The sequence below is a fragment of the Kitasatospora sp. NPDC088264 genome, assembly GCF_040685715.1.
Classification (GTDB): Bacteria; Actinomycetota; Actinomycetes; order Streptomycetales; family Streptomycetaceae; genus Kitasatospora.
In genome coordinates, this window is the sequence record NZ_JBFBIR010000036.1 from 66,579 (window position 1) to 83,698 (window position 17,120).

18 protein-coding genes and 1 pseudogene are annotated in these 17,120 nt (G+C 70.9%); 9 read left to right on the forward strand and 10 right to left on the reverse strand.

Annotation, left to right across the window (positions count from 1 at the left end; all coding sequences use genetic code 11):
- Positions 1-3: 3 nt before the first annotated feature.
- Positions 4-207, forward strand: coding sequence for a hypothetical protein (locus AB0O82_RS25150; RefSeq protein ID WP_363586210.1), 204 nt, complete (start codon positions 4-6; stop codon positions 205-207).
- 165 nt (positions 208-372) lie between these two features.
- On the opposite strand, the gene AB0O82_RS25155 is transcribed toward AB0O82_RS25150, so the two are convergent.
- Positions 373-738 (reverse strand): hypothetical protein, encoded by a 366-nt coding sequence (locus AB0O82_RS25155; RefSeq protein ID WP_363586211.1) that lies wholly within the window; start codon positions 736-738, stop codon positions 373-375.
- Between AB0O82_RS25155 and AB0O82_RS25160 the strand changes: the two genes are divergently transcribed.
- A complete protein-coding gene (locus AB0O82_RS25160; RefSeq protein ID WP_363586212.1) occupies positions 728-928 on the forward strand; it encodes a hypothetical protein in 201 nt (66 codons plus the stop codon). The two genes, AB0O82_RS25155 and AB0O82_RS25160, sit on opposite strands and share 11 nt — an antisense overlap.
- A gap of 7 nt (positions 929-935) precedes the next feature.
- Here AB0O82_RS25160 and AB0O82_RS25165 read toward each other — a convergent pair whose 3' ends face one another.
- On the reverse strand, positions 936-1,388 hold the full coding sequence (locus AB0O82_RS25165; RefSeq protein WP_363586213.1) for a hypothetical protein: 453 nt from the start codon (positions 1,386-1,388) through the stop codon (positions 936-938).
- Between the two features lie 171 nt (positions 1,389-1,559).
- Positions 1,560-2,543 carry a LysR family transcriptional regulator gene (locus tag AB0O82_RS25170; protein WP_363586214.1) on the reverse strand — a complete coding sequence of 328 codons (984 nt, stop codon included), beginning with the start codon at positions 2,541-2,543 and terminating at the stop codon, positions 1,560-1,562.
- A gap of 104 nt (positions 2,544-2,647) precedes the next feature.
- Between AB0O82_RS25170 and AB0O82_RS25175 the strand changes: the two genes are divergently transcribed.
- Positions 2,648-3,541 carry an NAD(P)H-binding protein gene (locus AB0O82_RS25175; RefSeq protein WP_363586215.1) on the forward strand — a complete coding sequence of 298 codons (894 nt, stop codon included), beginning with the start codon at positions 2,648-2,650 and terminating at the stop codon, positions 3,539-3,541.
- 80 nt (positions 3,542-3,621) lie between these two features.
- The gene (locus AB0O82_RS25180) at positions 3,622-3,987 is read left to right on the forward strand and encodes a darcynin family protein (protein WP_363586216.1); all 366 of its coding nucleotides are present in this window, start codon (positions 3,622-3,624) and stop codon (positions 3,985-3,987) included.
- A 97-nt stretch (positions 3,988-4,084) separates the two neighbouring features.
- On the opposite strand, the gene AB0O82_RS25185 is transcribed toward AB0O82_RS25180, so the two are convergent.
- The 4 genes from AB0O82_RS25185 to mdlC form a co-directional block, all read right to left on the reverse strand.
- Positions 4,085-4,429, reverse strand: coding sequence for a hypothetical protein (locus AB0O82_RS25185; protein WP_363586228.1), 345 nt, complete (start codon positions 4,427-4,429; stop codon positions 4,085-4,087).
- 34 nt (positions 4,430-4,463) lie between these two features.
- Positions 4,464-5,024, reverse strand: coding sequence for a hypothetical protein (locus AB0O82_RS25190; protein ID WP_363586217.1), 561 nt, complete (start codon positions 5,022-5,024; stop codon positions 4,464-4,466).
- A gap of 80 nt (positions 5,025-5,104) precedes the next feature.
- The gene (locus AB0O82_RS25195) at positions 5,105-5,662 is read right to left on the reverse strand and encodes a hypothetical protein (RefSeq protein WP_363586218.1); all 558 of its coding nucleotides are present in this window, start codon (positions 5,660-5,662) and stop codon (positions 5,105-5,107) included.
- Between the two features lie 782 nt (positions 5,663-6,444).
- Positions 6,445-8,055 carry a benzoylformate decarboxylase gene (mdlC, locus tag AB0O82_RS25200; protein ID WP_363586219.1) on the reverse strand — a complete coding sequence of 537 codons (1,611 nt, stop codon included), beginning with the start codon at positions 8,053-8,055 and terminating at the stop codon, positions 6,445-6,447.
- Between the two features lie 283 nt (positions 8,056-8,338).
- Between mdlC and AB0O82_RS25205 the strand changes: the two genes are divergently transcribed.
- Positions 8,339-9,469 (forward strand): inorganic phosphate transporter, encoded by a 1,131-nt coding sequence (locus AB0O82_RS25205; protein WP_363586227.1) that lies wholly within the window; start codon positions 8,339-8,341, stop codon positions 9,467-9,469.
- The gene (locus tag AB0O82_RS25210) at positions 9,466-9,711 is read left to right on the forward strand and encodes a hypothetical protein (RefSeq protein WP_363586220.1); all 246 of its coding nucleotides are present in this window, start codon (positions 9,466-9,468) and stop codon (positions 9,709-9,711) included. The genes AB0O82_RS25205 and AB0O82_RS25210 overlap by 4 nt, the downstream gene beginning before the upstream one ends.
- A 73-nt stretch (positions 9,712-9,784) precedes the next feature.
- Here AB0O82_RS25210 and AB0O82_RS25215 read toward each other — a convergent pair whose 3' ends face one another.
- Positions 9,785-10,786, reverse strand: coding sequence for an alpha/beta hydrolase (locus AB0O82_RS25215; protein ID WP_363586221.1), 1,002 nt, complete (start codon positions 10,784-10,786; stop codon positions 9,785-9,787).
- A 175-nt stretch (positions 10,787-10,961) separates the two neighbouring features.
- Between AB0O82_RS25215 and AB0O82_RS25220 the strand changes: the two genes are divergently transcribed.
- Entirely contained in the window at positions 10,962-11,825 is an 864-nt protein-coding gene (locus tag AB0O82_RS25220; protein WP_363586222.1) for a helix-turn-helix transcriptional regulator, read from the forward strand.
- A gap of 282 nt (positions 11,826-12,107) precedes the next feature.
- Positions 12,108-12,686, forward strand: coding sequence for a hypothetical protein (locus AB0O82_RS25225; protein WP_363586223.1), 579 nt, complete (start codon positions 12,108-12,110; stop codon positions 12,684-12,686).
- Positions 12,687-12,764: 78 nt separating this feature from the next.
- On the opposite strand, the gene AB0O82_RS25230 is transcribed toward AB0O82_RS25225, so the two are convergent.
- The gene (locus AB0O82_RS25230) at positions 12,765-13,841 is read right to left on the reverse strand and encodes a transposase (RefSeq protein ID WP_363586224.1); all 1,077 of its coding nucleotides are present in this window, start codon (positions 13,839-13,841) and stop codon (positions 12,765-12,767) included.
- 346 nt (positions 13,842-14,187) lie between these two features.
- The gene (locus AB0O82_RS25235) at positions 14,188-15,054 is read right to left on the reverse strand and encodes a hypothetical protein (protein WP_363586225.1); all 867 of its coding nucleotides are present in this window, start codon (positions 15,052-15,054) and stop codon (positions 14,188-14,190) included.
- 896 nt (positions 15,055-15,950) lie between these two features.
- On the opposite strand from AB0O82_RS25235, the pseudogene AB0O82_RS25240 reads away from it, so the two are divergent.
- Positions 15,951-16,934 (forward strand): annotated as a pseudogene (locus tag AB0O82_RS25240) (aminotransferase class V-fold PLP-dependent enzyme); the annotation flags it as partial.
- Positions 16,935-17,120 lie beyond the last annotated feature (186 nt).

Here is a 17,120-nt window from a genome sequence, read left to right on the forward strand (position 1 = left end):
GACATGATCACCACGGTCAGGAAAGAATCCAACAAGAAGCAGTTCATCAACGCCTGGTTCGGCGGAAATGAGCTGTTCAACATCGGCCTTGACGCCTGGGAAGTAGCGACCGTGCCACTCAAGAAGGGATGGGTTTTTCAGAAGACCTCTCCGAACGGAGCAGCGGACTTGATTGTCTGGAGGTTCTACCTGGGAGCCGAGCCGTAGGTGCAGCCCCACGAGGTCAGCGGCTGGCCCTCCGTTGGCAACCTTCCCTGCGTGCGACCGTTGAGGTCCGCCCGCTGCGACGAGCGGGCCGCCACGTGGGGAAGGTGTACCGACCTGGCTGCCTGTGGCCGAGCCGACCGCGGGGCTCGGCCACAGGTCGCAGGATCAGACGGAGATGACTTTGCCCTTCGCGAAATCCGTGCCTTGCTGCCCGTAAATACTGATCCTGTACTGCGTGCTCGACACGTGCTCCCCCATGGCGAACAGCATCAGCTTGCTGCCGTTCGCATAGAAGAAAAGGGTGACACTCTGCTGCCCGTTACCCGAACTGGCGTGCAGGACCGGCTGATTGTTGAACTTGTGCGATCCGGTGGGCTTTCCCTGGCCGTCAAATGCCTGGTTCAGGGACTGCTTCAGGTTTGCGAGCCTGTTCCCCATGCCTGCCTCATTGAGGACGTTTTCCAGGTAGGACTGGGCTTGCGGCTGGCGCATGGGACTGGTCTGAGTCCCATCGCTCTTGATGACCACCATCTCGGAAATTGCGGCAGGTGACGCCATGCTCTTCCCCCTCGCGCTGTCGTGCAGGAAGTTCGGGATCTCCCGACCTTTCCTCAGCGTATCCCGGCAGGAAGGTCCGGGTGAGACTCTTTGGGTAATCAGCTGCGGCATTCTGAGCTTGGCTCTGTCGGTGATCTTGGTGTTCGGCCGCCTGGGATCGTGATGGTGCGTCAGTCTTGCGGGTGCAGGAGGTCCGTGAGGCTGGCGAGGAGTGTGAAGGCCTCGACGACCCTGTGGTCGAACGTGTCCATCCGACGGCTGTGGAAGGCGGGGTGGAGATGGTGCTCAAGCAGAGATTCGAGGTGCCGGAGCGACGCGGGGCTGAGGTCGCGCTGGTGGGCCTTCCACTCCTCGACGTAGTCCCCGACCTGCATCGGGCTGTACTTCTGGATCCGTTCCGCCTTGCGCCGGCTTTGCGGAGCGTTCTTCCGGGCCTGGTAGACCTCGGCGAGCCGGGCCTTGGCCTTGTCCTGCGTGGTGAACCCGGACTCCTCCGCCTGCCTTCCGGCCGCGTTGCGGTACCGGATCTTGTACTCGCGCGGGCACCGGGGCCACCGGGACCCGGGGTGCTCGCACTCCTTGAAGAAGGAACCCATGCCGCGGATGAGGCTGGTGGTTGCCATGATCGATCTCGCTCCCCGGGCGTCCTGCTGACGTTTTGCTGACCCCGGATGGTCGATCAAGCCCCTGAGCTGGGACGAACCGCCGAAAGCGTGCTATGTGGTGGGGATGTGCTGATGGCCTCTCAGCTCGGGTCCGCCCCTTGGAGCATCGCGGGCCGGGGCGGCGTCGTCCTATGCGGGGCCGATCCCGTCCGCCGCGGTGGGCTCAGAAGCTGCCGCCGGCGTGCGGAGGACCCGGCGGACGGTGTCGCGGAGCCAGCGGTGGGCCCCGTCGGCCGTGTGCCGGGGGTGCCAGGCCATGCCGATGGTCAGGGGCGGCAGGGCCAGGGGGATGTCGAGGAGGTGCAGTCCGAGGGCGCCGGCGTCGTGGGTGAGGGGCGAGGGAGCGGCGCCGGGGAGTGCGGCGGGTACGAGGCAGACGAGGTCGCTGCGGGTGGCGAGGGTCATCGCGGCCAGGTGGCTGGGGAGGACGACGCTGACCCGCCGGTGGAGGTCCTGCTCGGCCAGGGCGGCGTCGAGGGGGCCGGTGAACCGGCCGCGGCGGCTGACCGCGGCGTGGTGGGCGGCAGCGAGCCGGGCCGGGGTCAGCGGTCCTTCGGTGAGCGGATGGCCGGGCCGGACGGCCGCGACCATGCGGAGGCTGACCAGTTCTTCGACCTGGGTTTCGGGGTCCACGTGGTCGATGGATCCGACCTCCAGGTCGATCCGGCCGTCGCGCAGGGCGGGCCCGGCCTCCAGGTCTTCGGCCCGGATCCGGAACGAGACCCCCGGCGCCTCCCGCTGGGCCAGTCGCAGCAGCCCGGGCGCCAGCGCCGCGCCGACCAGGTCGGCGGCCTGGAGGGTGAAGGTGTTGCGGAGGCCGGCGGGGTCGACGCTCGTGCCGGGACTGAGCAGCGCGCCGAGGCTGCGCACCACTGTGGCGGCTTCCTCGCGCAGGGCCTGGGCGCGCGGGGTGGGAACCATGGTCTGTCCGGCCCGGACCAGGAGGGGGTCCTGGAGGATGCGGCGCAGCCGGGCCAGGGTGCGGCTCATGGCGGCGGGCGAGGTGTGCAGTCGTGCGGCGGCGCGGGTCACGCTGTGCTCGGCCAGCAAGGCATCCAGAGCGATGGCGAGATTGGCGTCGATGACCGGATCCGGGCTGCTCACCAGCATCATTCCATTTCAGTCAATGATTCCGTGCTGAAGTTCCCATTGTGGCAGCACGGCGGACCTCAGCAGGATGAGGGCGTACCGAAACCAGCACCAGCTACGAGGTTTTCATGATCGTCATCACTGGTCCCACCGGGAACATCGGCCGCCACCTGCTCTCCTGGCTCCTGGAGTCCGCCCCCGCCGCGGGCGAGGAACTGCGCGTGATCGTGCGCGATCCCGCCCGGCTTCCGGACGCGGCGCGCGGACGCGTCGAGGTCGTCACCGGCTCGCACGCGGACGCCGAGGTCCTCGACCGGGCCTTCGAGGGCGCGGACGCGGTCTTCTGGCTCGTCCCCCCGGACGCCTCCCTGACCCCGTACGACGCCTACAGCGGTTTCACCCACCCCGCCACCGAGGCGCTCGTCGCCCACGGCGTCGGCCACGTCGTCGGCGTCTCCGCGCTCGGCCGCGGCACCCCGCTCGCCGACCGGGCCGGCCTCGTCACCGCCTCCCTCGCCATGGACGACCTGATCGCCGGCACCGGCGTCGCCTACCGGGCCCTGGCCAACCCGTCCTTCTTCGAGAACCTCCTGGAGGAAGCCGACTCGATCCGCGAGAAGGGCGTCTTCACCGACTCCGTCGACGCCGACCGCAAGGCCCCGTTCGTGGCCGTCGCCGACATCGCGGCGGCCGCAGCCGGCCTGTTGCTGGACCGCTCGTGGACCGGCACCGGCAGCGTCCCGGTCCTGGGGCCGCGGGACCTGTCCCCGAACGACCTGGCCCGCATCATGACCGAGCAGTTCGGCCGCCCCGTCCGCTACGAACGCCAGTCGTTCGACGAGCTGTACACCACCCTCGTCGGCTACGGCCTCAACGAGGCGTTCGCCCAGGGCGTGGTCGACATGAAGCGGGCCAAGGACGAGGGCCTCGACGCCGGCGTCGCCCGTACCCCGGACACCGCCTCCTCCACCGGCTTCGAGCAGTGGTGCGCCCGGACCCTCAAGCCCGCGGTCCTCTCCTGAAGTCCAGCACCCGGCGCCGGGGCAGCACGGAGCCCGGCGAACCAAGACCACTACCCACCTGCCGCTTTGGAGGCACCCCGATGTCCGCTGAAAGGTCCGAACCGCCGGTCACGGCGTTCATGCTGGTCAAGACCACGCCCGAGTGGCTCGCGCTGACCGTCAAGGAACGCGTGGACGCCTTCACCACCCAGGTCCTGCCGGCCATCAAGGCCAAGACCACCGGCGTCCGGTCACGCTTCTACGACACGGAGTTCTACTCCGCTCGTGTCACCGACGTCTGGGTGTGGGAGGCCGACGACCACCACGCCTACCAGCTCCTCGTCGACGCACTGCGCGAAACCCCCTTCTGGGACCGCTACTTCGAGGTCGTCGACCTCCTCGTCGGCACCGAGAACGGCTACGCCCGAACCTACGGCCTCGAACCCGTCGCCACCATCGCCACCTGACACACCGCCCGCCCACCCACCCACCTGCGCACGAGCGCCGATGCCCCCTGACCGGTCGGCGGTTTCTAGGGGTCGTTGCAACACGTGGTCGGTTTGATCAGGCCGCGATGAGTTTATGCAGGCGCTCGGCTGGGGTTTCCCAGCCGAGCGTTTTGCATGGGCGGCCGTTGAGTTCGGCGGCGACCGCGAGTCCGGTGGCGTCCTTGAGCCGCACCGCGACCCGGACACCCTCGCCCTGGCGCGGGCCACCATCGGCACGGGCGGAGAACAGGGTGCCGCGGCGTGCCGCGGAGAGCGCGAGCAAGGGCTCGAAGCCGTCCTCGGACGGGAACGGGCCCGGGGCGAGCCCGGTCCGGTCCACCAGCAGGCCTCCTGAAGTTCGCAGGAGGCCCGAAGAACCTGTTCGGTTTTCTTGGGCGAGGACCGAATGGAACTCGATCACCGCAGGTCGGGGGCGTGGCTTCGGCCCCGTTGCTTCAGGTGTTGAGCAGGCGGTTGAAGAACGAGCGGTAGCGCTGGAGCGCGACGCGCAGTTCTTCGGTCGGCACCTCGTCGCCGCGGTGCCACTGGCCTTCGAGGTCCTGCTTGTGTGCGGAGAAGGTGGTGGCGAGTGCCTGCATCGTCTCGGCGACCAGATTATCGGCCGCGGACACGGCATGGCGCGGGTCGTCGACGAATTCGCCCTGGATCTTCTGCCACCGGGAGCGGAACTCCTCCTGCTGCCCGCCCAGCAGGGGTTCGTTCTCGGCGGCTTCCGGGTCCTCGGTGCGCTCGGATGGCTCGGATGCCTGGGTGTAGCCCCTTTCCTGCTCCTCTTCCTGTCCGCGTTCCTGCCCGTAGTCCTGCTCGCGGTCGCGGCCTTCGAGCGTGAACTCCTGCTCACCGCTCCGCTGTTCGGTGGTGGCTTCCCCGGGGAACGCCGGTGGCGAATCCGCCCCGGAGGTATCGCTCTGTTCGTCGGTGTCCTGTCGGGCGCCGGCCAGATCCTCCGTGGACAGGCCGCCCTCGCGCGGTTCGGATGTTGCTCGGCTGTGCATCTCTTCACTTCCCTCTCGGCAGTTCCGGTCGGCGGCCGTCGCCGGGTGCGTCCCGTCAGCTCAACTCGCCGGTCCGGGGCTCACGCACGGCTGCCCTGCGGACGGTCACCGTTGTGGAGCAGTTCCTCGAACAGGGTGCGGTAGTGCACCATGGCGCCCCGCAGTTCTTCCGTGGTCGCCTGGTGGCGGCTGCTGCGGTCGTTGACCTCGTGAGCGGACCGGAAGTGCGTCAGCACGCTCCCGTGTTCGACGGAGAGGTCCTTGAGCTGCTGCTCGTACCCCTCGGTCGGGTATCCGCGCTCGCTCATGAGCGTGGTGACGAGCCGGTCCGCCTCGTGCACCGTGTCGTCGGGCCGGTCGACGAACTGTTCCTGCACCCGTGCCCAGTCCTTGGCGTACCGGTCACGGGCACCCGGTGACAGCGGTTTGATGTTCAGCGAGTCGTGGCGCGACTCGCGTTTGCGCAGCTCCCGGTCGGCGGCGAAACGGCCGTCCTTCGCCTCCGCGGTCCGGTCGTACTCCGGGCCGAACCGCTCCTGCAGATGGCGGCGGCGGATGACGAACGTCGCCACCAGCGCGCACACGACCAGAAGGACGACGACGATGGCGATGACTGCGATGAGGGTCCCTGTTGACATTTGGGTCCTCCGCTTGTAGCTCCAGACCTCCCTGAACGGCGCGTGCCCTGCTGCCCGGAGCCAAAACACGGACGAACCGAAGAAGTCGAACGATGTGCCACGCGGACGTGCCCGAGACGCAGCGTCGGCTTCTGGTTCGCACGCACCTCGTGGGTGGGCGGGCTCCTCCGGGGGGGGCGATCGACGGCGTGCCCGGAGATGCTGACGGGGCTGCCCGTGGAGTGACCCGGGCGGACCCGAGAGGGCAAGGGCGGCGGAGGACGGGCGGGTTCCGGGGTTGGTGGGGCGGCGGGCGTCGCCGGTGTGGATCTTCGCGTTGCGGACGACGACGTCGGCGGCGTCCTCGGCGGCGTCCTCGGCGGCGCGGGGGACCAGCCCACCGACGGGTATTGCAGGCACCTCGACGGCCTCCTGTCACGGGATCGACCTGCCGCCCGGGTGCGGGCGGCGGGCGGAGGCTTCCGGGCGGGCCGGGGTCACAGCCGCGCCCCGTTCGGGCTCCTGACGAGACGTCAGACGCAGGGGTGGTGCCGGACTTGGCCCACAGCACACCGGCCCGGGTCCGCGAGCGCGCCAGCCGCCCGCAGCGGCGATCGTTCGGGGGTGGTCAGGGGGTGGTCGACGGCGAGGGCCGAAGAGGTCCGTGGTGCCGAAAGGGGAAGGTGCCCGGCTGTCGGACACCTTTCCCCGCTGGTCGCCGAGGTGCTCGCCGCGGTAGCTCCCGCCGGCGACGGCGTTGTCGAGTTCCCGCCGCCCGGCCCGGCCCGGCCCCGCCGCGCGGGCTACAGCGCGGCCCGCTGGGGCCGGGTGGGAACGACGATGACGGTGGGGGTGCCGGCGGTCAGGGCCGCGGTGAACTCCCGCTCCAGGTCCTCGGTGGTCTCCACGTCGACGGCGCGGCAGCCGAAGCCGCGGGCCACCGAGGCGATGTCCAGCCCGGGCAGGTCGAGCCCGGGCACCCCGGGGGTGTCCTCCAGCAGGGCGAACGACTTGAGGATCGAGTACTCGTGGTTGCGCATCACCACGTAGACGATCGGGAGGCGGTGCCGGGCCGCCGTGTAGAGGGCCTGCACGGAGTACTGGAAGGAGCCGTCGCCGATCAGGCCGACCACCGGGCGCAGCACTCCCCGGTCCCGGTCGCCCAGCGCGACGCCGACCGCGGCCGGGACGGCCCAGCCGATGCCCCCGCTGGCCGTGGCGAAGAACGAGCCCGCTCGGGTGGTGGGCAGCCATTCGAGCTGCTGCGCCATGGTCGAGGTCGACTCGTTGACGAAGACCGCGTCCGGCGGGCGGACCCTGCTCAGGGCGGCGTACACCTCGGGCGGGGTGAGCGGCCGGTCCGGAGCGGACGGCAGCACGCGGGGCCGCGGCATCGGCTCCGGAGCGGTCCGCGTCGAACCCTCCTCGACCAGGTCCAGCAGCAGCTCGATCGCCCGCCGGGGATCGCCGAGCAGACTGTCGCCGACCCTCGCGGCCGCGGCCGCCTCCGGGTCGCCGGTGATCTGGAGCAGCCCGGTGCCCGAGGGGAGGTAGTCGCCGGGCACGTACGGGTAGTAGCGGAACACCTCCGCGCCGATCACCACCACCAGGTCGTGCCCGGCCAGCCGGTCGCTGATGGTCTTCACCGACATGCCCAGCGGGCCGGCGAACAGCGGGTGGTCCTCGGGGAAGGAGACGCGGTCCCCCAGCGGGGCGCTGTAGACGGCGGCGCGCAGTCTCTCCGCCAGGGCGACGGCCGCGTCCCAGCCGCCACTGCGGTCGACCTCGGGCCCGAAGACGAGTGCGGGCCGGCGGCTGGTGGTGATGCGCTCGGCGAAGGCGCGCAGCCGCCCGGGGTCGGGGGCCACCCGCTCGCTCACCGTCCGCACCCGGGTGAAGCCGGACAGCGGCCGCTTCCAGTCGTCCATCGGGATCGACAGGTAGACCGGGCCGGCGGGCGGCTGGAGCGCCTGCGCGTAGGCACGCATGAAGGCCTCGGGGACGTCCTCGGCGCAGGCCGGCTCGTAGGACCACTTCACCCAGGGTTTCGGCAGCTGGGTGGCCTCGCGGTTGCCGAGGTACGGCTCGCCGATCACCAGCTCCCGGTGCTGCTGGCCGGCGGTGACGATCAGGGGCGTGTTCCCGTGGTGGGCCGCCACCAGGTTGCCCAGCGCGTTGCCGGTGCCGGCCGAGGAGTGCAGGTTGACCAGCGCGGGGCGGCCGGTGACCTGGGCGAAGGCGTCGGCCATCGCGAGGGCGGACGCCTCCTGGAGCGCCAGGACATAGCTGAAGTCCGCGGGGAAGTCCTGGAGGAACGGCTCCTCGGTGGAGCCCGGATTCCCGAAGACCGTGGTGAGTCCGAGCGTGCGCAGCAGGTCGTACGTCACGGTGCGGACGGTGGGGTGCTCAGCCATGGGTGCCAACGCTTTCACCCGGGGCACCAGGGCCTCAGGGCTCGCAGGGACGGGTCTCGGTCCAGCCGACCAGAAGCCTCCTGGGGCGGGACGGCGACGGGGGACGGCACATCGGTTCCGATCGTCACGCCGGCCGGCTCTTGCAGGAGAGCATCGGCACCGAGGGCCCCGCAACCGGACGAACGGGTGCCGGGCCCTGGGGCAGGGCGGGTCGGCCGCCGCCTCGGCCAGTGCGCGGGCTAGGTTCGGGTCCGTGACCGGCAACGATGCGGTCCTGGCGCTGATGGTCGCCACGGCGCTGGGCTTCGACTTCACCAACGGCTTCCACGACACCGGCAACGCGATGGCGACCTCGATCGTCACCGGCGCCCTGCCGCCGCGCGTCGCGGTCGCGGTGTCGGCGGTGCTGAACCTGGTGGGCGCGTTCCTGTCGACCGCCGTGGCGGCGACCATCGCCAACGGCCTGGTCGCCACGGGAGAGGTGACCTTGACGGTCGTCTGCGCCGGTCTGGTCGGCAGCATCCTGTGGAACCTGGCCACCTGGTTCCTCGGGATCCCCTCCAGTTCCTCGCACGCGCTGATCGGCGGGGTGGTCGGGGCGACGGTGGCAGCCGCCGGGGCCTCGGCCGTCAAGTGGCAGGGGCTGGTCTCCAAGGTGATCGTGCCCGCGGCGCTGTCGCCGTTCATCGCCGGTGGGGTGGCCGTGGTGGGCACCCTCCTGGTCTACCGCCTCACCCGCGACGTGCCCGAAGGCCCGCGCGGGCGCGGCTTCCGGCTCGGCCAGATCGGCTCGGCCTCCATGGTCTCGCTCGCCCACGGCACCAACGACGCGCAGAAGACCATGGGCGCCATCACCCTCGCCCTGATCGCCAACGGCACCCTGCCCGCCGGGGCGAAGGCACCGGCCTGGGTGATCCTCTCCTGCGCGCTGGCGATCGCCCTGGGCACCTACATCGGCGGCTGGCGGGTGATCCGGGCCCTGGGCAAGGGGCTGGTGGAGATCGAACCGGCGCAGGGGATGGCCGCCGAGTCGGCCTCGGCCGCCGTGATCCTCTGCTCCACCGACTTCGGCTACTCGCTCTCCACCACGCACGTGGCCACCGGGTCGATCCTGGGCTCGGGGATCGGTAGGAGCGGCGCCGTGGTGCGCTGGCAGCTCGCCCGCCGGATGGTGACGGCCTGGCTGCTCACCCTGCCGGCTTCCGCCCTGGCCGGCGCGCTGGCCTACTGGGCCGCGAACGGGATCGGCGGGACGGCCGGTGTGGTGGTGATCGTCGGCGCGCTGGTGGCGGCGTCGGTCGCCTTCTTCGCCGCCTCCCGCCATCCGGCCGTGACGCCGGAGAACGTCAACGCCGCGTGGACCGGTTCGGCGGCCCCGGAGCCCGCCAAGGCCAAGGACGAGGTGAGCCCGTGAACTCCTGGATCAACCTGGACGCGGTGTGGAGGATCGTCGTGGTGGGCCTGCTCACCGGCGCCGGACTGCCCGCGCTGTTCGCCCTCGGCCTGCGCCTGCTCAACCCGTCCGGCGCGGCCGGTGAGCCGGCCGCGCTCCGGCCCGCCGCCGGGCCGGTCGGCTCCACCCTGGCGGGACTGATCTTCGCGGTGGTGCTCGCGGCGATCGGCTGGGGCATCTCCGTCATCGTCAGCCACCACTGACCGCCCGGCGCCCGGCACCCGAGCACCCGGCACCCGAGCACCCGAGCACCCGAGCACCCGAGAACCCGAGCCTTCATGACCGATCGCCCACGGCGTCGGCTCCGCCCCGGCCGTGCAAGGCCTCGGGTGCCGTATCCGGTCCTGAGCGGGTGTCAGTGGTCGCGGCGAGGTGGGTGCCGAAGAAGTCGGTCAGCCTCGCGACGGCGGGGGTGACGTACTCGTCCTTGTCATAGAGGTCGACGTGCGCGGCGCCGTCGATCCAGTGCAGTTCCTTCGGCCCGGTCGAGCGCTGGAAGGCCCGCACGCTCATCCAGGCGGTCACCGCCTCGCGCCCGACGACCATGAGCAGCGGGCGCGGGGCGAGCAGGGGCAGGGAGGCGAAGGCGTCGAAGGCCGCGATGCGGTCGATGCTGGACCAGGTCAGGGCCTTGGCCGCCCGGGGGTGTTCGGCGCGGGGCGTGCAGTAGTACTCCCAGCCGTCGTGGACGTGCGGGCCGCCGCGGCGGGTCTCCTCCTCGGTCGCGGGGAAGATCGGGAAGGTCCGGACGCCCTCGCCCCGGGCCTCGGCGGTGCGGGCCGCGGCGGCGCCTTCGAGCATGGCCCGGAAGACGGCCGGGTCCTGGGTGCCGTCGGCGCCGTCGCGGAACTGACGGGCCATGTCGGTGGCGCTGACGGTGGCGACGGCCCTGATCCGGTGGTCGGTCGAGCCGGCGGCCAGGGCGTAGCCGCCGGAGGCGCAGATGCCCAGCGCCCCGGTCCGGCCCGGGTCGGCCTCGGCGCGGGTGGTGAGGAACGAGACGGCGGCCTTGAGGTCCTCGATCCGGTGCGCCGGGTCCTCCAGGCCGCGCGGCTCGCCCTCGCTCGCGCCTTGGAATGCGGAGTCGAAGGCGAGGGTGACGAAGCCGCGCTCGGCCAGGCGCCGGGCGTACAGGCCGGCGGCCTGCTCCTTCACCCCGCCGCCGGGGTGGCCGACGACGATCGCCGGGCGGGGGCCGCCCGTGCCGCCGTCGTCGGGGGTGTACAGGTGGCCGGCGAGGTTCAGGCCGGCGCTGGGGAAGGTCACATCGGTGATCACGGTGCTGCTCCGGTCGTCGTGCGACGGGCGGGTCGGCGCGGGGCCGACTCCGGCGGCTCTCTTCGGTGGCCGTTCCTCCACCGTGGCGCCGGAGCGTGCGGGGGTGCCAGGGAGGAAGCTGCCTATGCACGCCGGTACCAGGCACGAGGCCGCTCCCGTGCCGGACACTGGAACCATGACCGTCCGCGACCGGCCCTCCCGCGACAACGAGCTGGGGGACTTCCTACGTGCCCGCCGCGCCGCCCTCGACCCCCACGGGGCCGGATTCCCCGACGACGGACGGCTGCGGCGGGTGCCGGGCCTGCGCCGCGAGGAACTGGCGCAGCTCGCCCACGTGAGCGTCGACTACGTCGTCCGCCTGGAGCAGGGACGCACCCGAACGGTCTCCCGGTCGGTCCTCGACGCGCTCGCCGACGCGCTGCGCCTGGCGCCGGACGAACGCGCCTACCTGTTCGCGCTGGCCGACGCGGCCCCGGCACCCGCTGCCCCACCGTCCGGCCGCCCACCCGTGGACCCGCAACTGCGGCAGCTCCTGGCGACCATGCACGACGTCCCCGCCATGGTCCTCAACCGGCGCCTGGACGTCCTGGCCTGGAACCACGCGGCCACTGCCCTGCTCACCGACTTCGGCGCACTCGCCCCCGGGGAGCGCAACCTGATCCGCCTCACCTTCCTCGACGACGCCTACCGCGCGCTGTACGCGGACTGGCCCCGCGCCGCGCGCGACTGCGTCGCCACGCTGCGCATGGAAGCCGGGCGCCATCCGGAGGACCGTGAACTCGCCTCCCTGATCGCGGAGTTGACTTCCCGAGACGCGAACTTCCGGGCCTGGTGGGCCGACCGCCGGGTGCGCGGCCCCCGGCAGCTCACCAAGACCTACGTCCACCCGCTGGCTGGCCCCCTGACCCTCGACGTCCAGCAGTTCACCGTCGACACCCGGCCCGACCAGCAACTCATCGCCTACACCGCCCCTCCCGGCTCCCCGGCCCACGAGGGGCTGCGATTCCTCCTCCAGTGGGCACCTGCTCCGCGCGGATGACGCTCGCGCGCGGAGCCCGCGCGGAACCGTCGTTGGGCGCGGGTGCAGTCCTACAGCTGCACCCGCGCCCGCCCGCGGCGGCGGATCGGGCCTGGGGCGGATTCTCGGAGAGGCCGGGAAGCCGAGCAGCGTCCTCGTTCAGCGCGAGGTTCAGTGCGAGCCGGCACAACCAGGTGCGGTACCGGCCGACTTGTCGGTATTCGACCTGCTCTGACGGGAGCCGCACGGCCGTCCACCCATCCCCCTGCGAGGCCGGGCCGAGGGAGGCGTAGTGTGCGCGGTGTGAAAGAACTGATCTTCCGGGGGAAAGACAGATTCCGCCCGGACTGGTCCGATCTCGGGCCGGTGCTCATCGTCGTCACGGTCGAACTCGTCGCCGGCCACCTGAAGTTCCACCTCGGCCTCGGCCCCATGGTCCTCCTCGTCGGCGGGACCGTGGTGCTGGCCGCCGCGAGCCGCCTCCTCTCCATGCGGTACTGGAGCAGGGTCGGCACCGACGGAGTCACCATCTGCTGGGGGTTCGGCCGTGGCCGCACCTACTCCTGGCAACAGATCTCCTGGATCGACGTGTCGGAGATCCAAGGCCGCGGCGCGCCCACACGCGTGGCCCGGATCCACACCACCGACGGTCGGCGCCACTGGATGTCCACCGTGATGGCCAGCGACCTCCACCCGTCGGAGGACTTCGACGCCGACTTCCGGCGGGTCGTCGACTGGTGGAAGCACAGCACCAGTCCGAGCCTGCGCGTCCTGCCGGAGAAGAAGTTCCGGGACCGGCTGACGCCCGTGAGAACCGCGGTGCTGTGTACCGTCGTCCTCGCCGTCGTCCTCTTCGCCTTCACCGTGGTGCTGGCCCAGTAGCCACCTGAACGCGTCGGCTCGGCTCTCCTGACGGGCGGTGGGCCGTGGCGCCGGGTTGTGGAGATCAGTCGGCCCTTGTCAGCGAGCCGGTGGGGTGAGGACTGCGCGGTCGAACGGGCCACCGTGTGAGGTGGCGTACGTGACGGCGTCGTTGACGGCACTGATGCCGAAGGACCGGACCCGTTCGGGGGCGAGGTCGAGGGCGCCCGAGGCGAGGAGCCGGATGATGCCGACGTTCGCGGTACGCGGGTACTCCAGCCGTGCGGACACGGTGCGGTACTGCTCGGTGAGGTAGGGGCCCATACCACTCGCCCGGACCTCGTCGGCGGTGGTCCGCTCGGTGGTGTAGCCGCGCAGGACGCCACGCAGCCGGGCGTCGACCCGTCCGGCGGCGACAGCTCCCTCAACGACGAGACCGGCGTCGTCGGCCTCGGCCTCGACTACCAGGACCACCTGTACGTCGTCGCCGACGAGTCCGACACCCTCGGCGCCAACGACTGGGGCCTCACCGCCTGCCGGCTCGCGCTGCAGCTGCGCGCGGACGCGATCGTGGTCGAGGCGAACTACGGCGGCAACATGGCCCGGCAGATCCTCAGCCAGGCGTGGGACCAACTCGCCCGCGAAGGGGAGACACACGGCCAGCTGATGCCGCTGATCGTCGAGGTCAACGCCAAGGTCGGCAAGCGGCTGCGCGCGGGGCCGGTGACGCAGCTGTACGAGCCGGGTCGGGTCCACCACGTCGGGCACTACCCGGAGCTGGAAGGACAGATGGTGACCTGGGTCGCCGGGATGGACAGCCCCGACAGGATGGACGCTGCGGTGCACGGCCTGACCGAGCTGGCCGGCGGAGGTCCGGCGGCCCTTCTTCGCCCGCAGCTGGTCACGCAGCGTGTCGTGGATCCGCTCGGTGGTGCCGTCGCGTTCCCACTCCTTGAAGTAGCCGTAGACGGTGGTGTGGGGCGGGAAGTCGTGCGGCAGGTAGCGCCAGGCGATACCGGTGCGTGCGACGTAGAGGATCGCGTTCACCACCTCACGCAGCGCTGTCGTGGGCTCACGCCCTTCGGCGCGGGTGCGTCGCCACTCCACCAGCACTGGCTCGATGAGCTCCCACTGATCGTCCTTCAGGTCCGATGGATACCTGCGTCGTTCCGTCACGTTTGATGAATATCGCGGACACGGACCCGGCCGCCACAAGATCCTGAAAACGAGTCCGTGCCGCAAGAACCAAAGCCGGACAGTTGGGGGGAATCCCCTATCGAACACCCTCTCACACGTGGTCAGCGTCCGCCTGTACATGGCGGTGCGTCATCAGCGCACGGAAGCGCGATCGACTTCACGAAATCTGCGCCTGAACCACCTCGCCCCGCTAGAAACACTCACGCGCACCGGCGGTTGAGTGGCGGCGGCGCGGAGGGTCGGGGAGGCCCGCCCAGGTGTTCGGAGTCGAGTGTCACGGGTGTGGCGTGATCGGTGTCCGGGTCGATACGGGCCGTTCCGGTTGTCAGATCGCGCCGTTGCTGACCATCACGAAGCCCATCCAGTGGTGGCTGTTGGAGAAGTCGCCCTGTGTGTCCGATCCGGTTGGGACGAAGATCCCGGGGCCGCCGATGTGGCCGAAGGGGGAGCCTGCCTGCGCCTGGAAAGGGATGTAGACCACGGCGGGCGCCTCGGGGCCGAACAGGCCGACACCGGGCGGAACCGCGAGCCGGTAGATCGACGGGATGGCCGGATCGTCGTTCTCGTACAGGACGGAGAATCCTGCCGGTCGGCCGGCGGCCGGAACGCGTGTGTAGAACGGGGTGGAGAAGGTGAAGTGCGAGAAGTTCTGGGTCGGGTGGCTCGTTCCGGCCCCGTTGTAGAAGTGGAAGGCGATCGGCGCCGCGTGGCCGCCGATGACCAGCGGCGACCCCTGGTGGGTGTAGTACAGGTTCACGTTGCCCGGGGCCGGGTTGTTCTTGGTGCTGCGTACGCTCAGGACCGGCCACTCGTTGTGGGTGAGGTCGGAGTCGGTGTCGGTCGTGTTGCCCGCGTCGGTCGTGAAGATGACCCGCCCGGAGGAGGGAATGTTGGGTGCCTGCGGGTCGAGGGCGAGCGGGACCACGACGTCGATGCTGGCGCCCGCGGCGATCCCGGCGAAGGAGACCTTGAACATGGACGGCGCGTCCACGGCGGTGTTCTGGTAGAGCCAGGTGGCGGTGCCCCCGGGGGTGCTGGGCAGGGTGGGGACGTTGATGAAGAACGGTGTGATGAACTTCAGTGACACCGGGCCGGTGGCGTTGTCGGGGCCGAAGTTGCCGCAGGTCACGGTCATGGTGCCGTTGCCGGAGGCGTCGAACTGCCCCATCTTCACGCTGCAGTACAGATCCACGGTGTTGGTCGTCCGCGGGGCGCTTGCGGCGGCCGGGCGGCCCGGTCGTCCCGCGGCTGTGGCGGGGGCCGTCGCTCCGAGGCCGAGGGCGGCCACGGTACCGCCGACGCCCGCCGCTTTGAGTAGCGATCGGCGGGGGACGGAAGCGGTGCCGGACCGGGGGGATGCGGGCGATGCTTCTCCGTGCTGATCGTCTTTCATATGCGTAACCTCTGCCTGGCGAAGGAATGTGCCGCTATCCCCGGGAATCCCCCCGGTCCGGGACGGCGATCACTTTTGTTTGTTGGCAAACTACTTGACCCGGTGAAGCCTCGCGGGCATCCCGCCCCGGCATGTCCGAGACAGTCGACGCCACCCTCGGCCGTCTGGGCGAATCGGTCCAGGTTCTGACATCCGGGCCCGTCGACACGATGCCGAGGGAGGTGCGTGCGGCGCCGACTGCTCTACCGGCCTTGCGGATTGGGGGTGAATCCTCCGGCTGTGCGCGTTCCCTGAGATCGGCTACCCGCTGCTCTGGCGGAAACCGGCCGCACGTCCGGCGGGCAATGGTGGCCACCGCCCCGCCCGAGGTCCCTCGATGTGCCGAGCCATCTGGGCGGCCGCCGCCCGTGCGAGCGGATGGCCTCCGAACGACACGTGGTCATGGCGCGAACTTTCTTCGTCTCGCGATGCCTCAGAGTCCATCGGCCGCGTGTTCCACTGAATCGTCAGGCCCGGCGACCCGGCCGGCGCCTGCTGTTGCGAAGGCCGGGCAGGGGATCCCTGACGCCACGCGGGCCCCGCCGACCCCGCGCAGCACACGCCGGTCACCGCCCACGAGAAGCCTGCCCGCGGCCCGCCCCCCAGGGGGGAGCGTGCAGCGGTGCGGGTGCCGTGCAACGGACAAGGAGGACGAAGTGGACCTGACGCACTGGCTGGGACAGGCGGTCGAGGAGGTCCGGACCTGGGCCGACGGCTACGGGCCCGTCGCCCGGCACCCGTCGCTCGCGGTGGACGAGGACGCGATGCGCACGGCGTTCGGCGACCTCGCCACACGGCTGGGCGCCAGCTATCCGTTCTTCCATCCGCGCTATGCCGGCCAGATGCTCAAGCCACCGCATCCGGCGGCGGTCGTCGGGTATCTGGCGGCCATGCTGATCAACCCCAACAACCATGCCCTGGACGGTGGACCGGCCACCTCCGACCTGGAGGTGGAGGCCGTCGAGGCCCTGGCCGGCATGTTCGGCCTGGGCGTCCACCTCGGCCACTTCACCAGCAGCGGCACCATCGCGAACCTGGAAGCCCTGTTCGTCGCCCGGCAGATCCACCCCGGCAAGGCCGTCGCCTACAGCACGGAGGCCCACTACACGCACAGCCGGGCGTGCCACCTGCTGGGCGTACCCGTGCACGCCGTACCCGTCGACCGCCGGGGCCGCATGGACGTCGACGCGCTGGAGCGCCTGCTGCGCACCGGTGACGTCGGCACCGTCGTCGCCACCGCCGGGACCACCGGCCTCGGCGCGGTCGACCCCGTCCACGACATCCTCCGACTCGCCCGCCGCCACGGGGCCCGGGTGCACGTCGACGCCGCGTACGGGGGCTACTTCACGCTCCTGGCCCACTGGAACGAAAGCCGAGGGGCAGGCGAGGGCCCGGTCGAACCCCTGGTGGACCCGGAGCCCTGGCGCGCCGTCGCCCACTGCGACTCGGTGGTCGTCGACCCGCACAAGCACGGTCTCCAGCCGTACGGCTGCGGTGCGGTCCTGTTCGCGGACCCCTCGGTGGCCCGCTTCTACCACCACGACTCCCCGTACACCTACTTCACCTCGCAACGCCGGCACCGGGGCGAGATCAGTCTGGAGTGCTCCCGTTCCGGGGCCGGCGCGGCTCAGGTCTCCTGGCGTAGCGGCCGGTCGGGTCGGATGGCACGGGGGTGGTCGTCCGCCGTGTGGGGCCGAGCACTTCGCACGCTAGTGTGATGCGCCACAAATCATGAGGGTAAGTTGATACCCTTTTATGGTGTCGCATCCTGGGCCTTCTGCCGTGGTGATCTCGCTGTCTGAGGACGAGCGTGCCGAGTTGCTGCG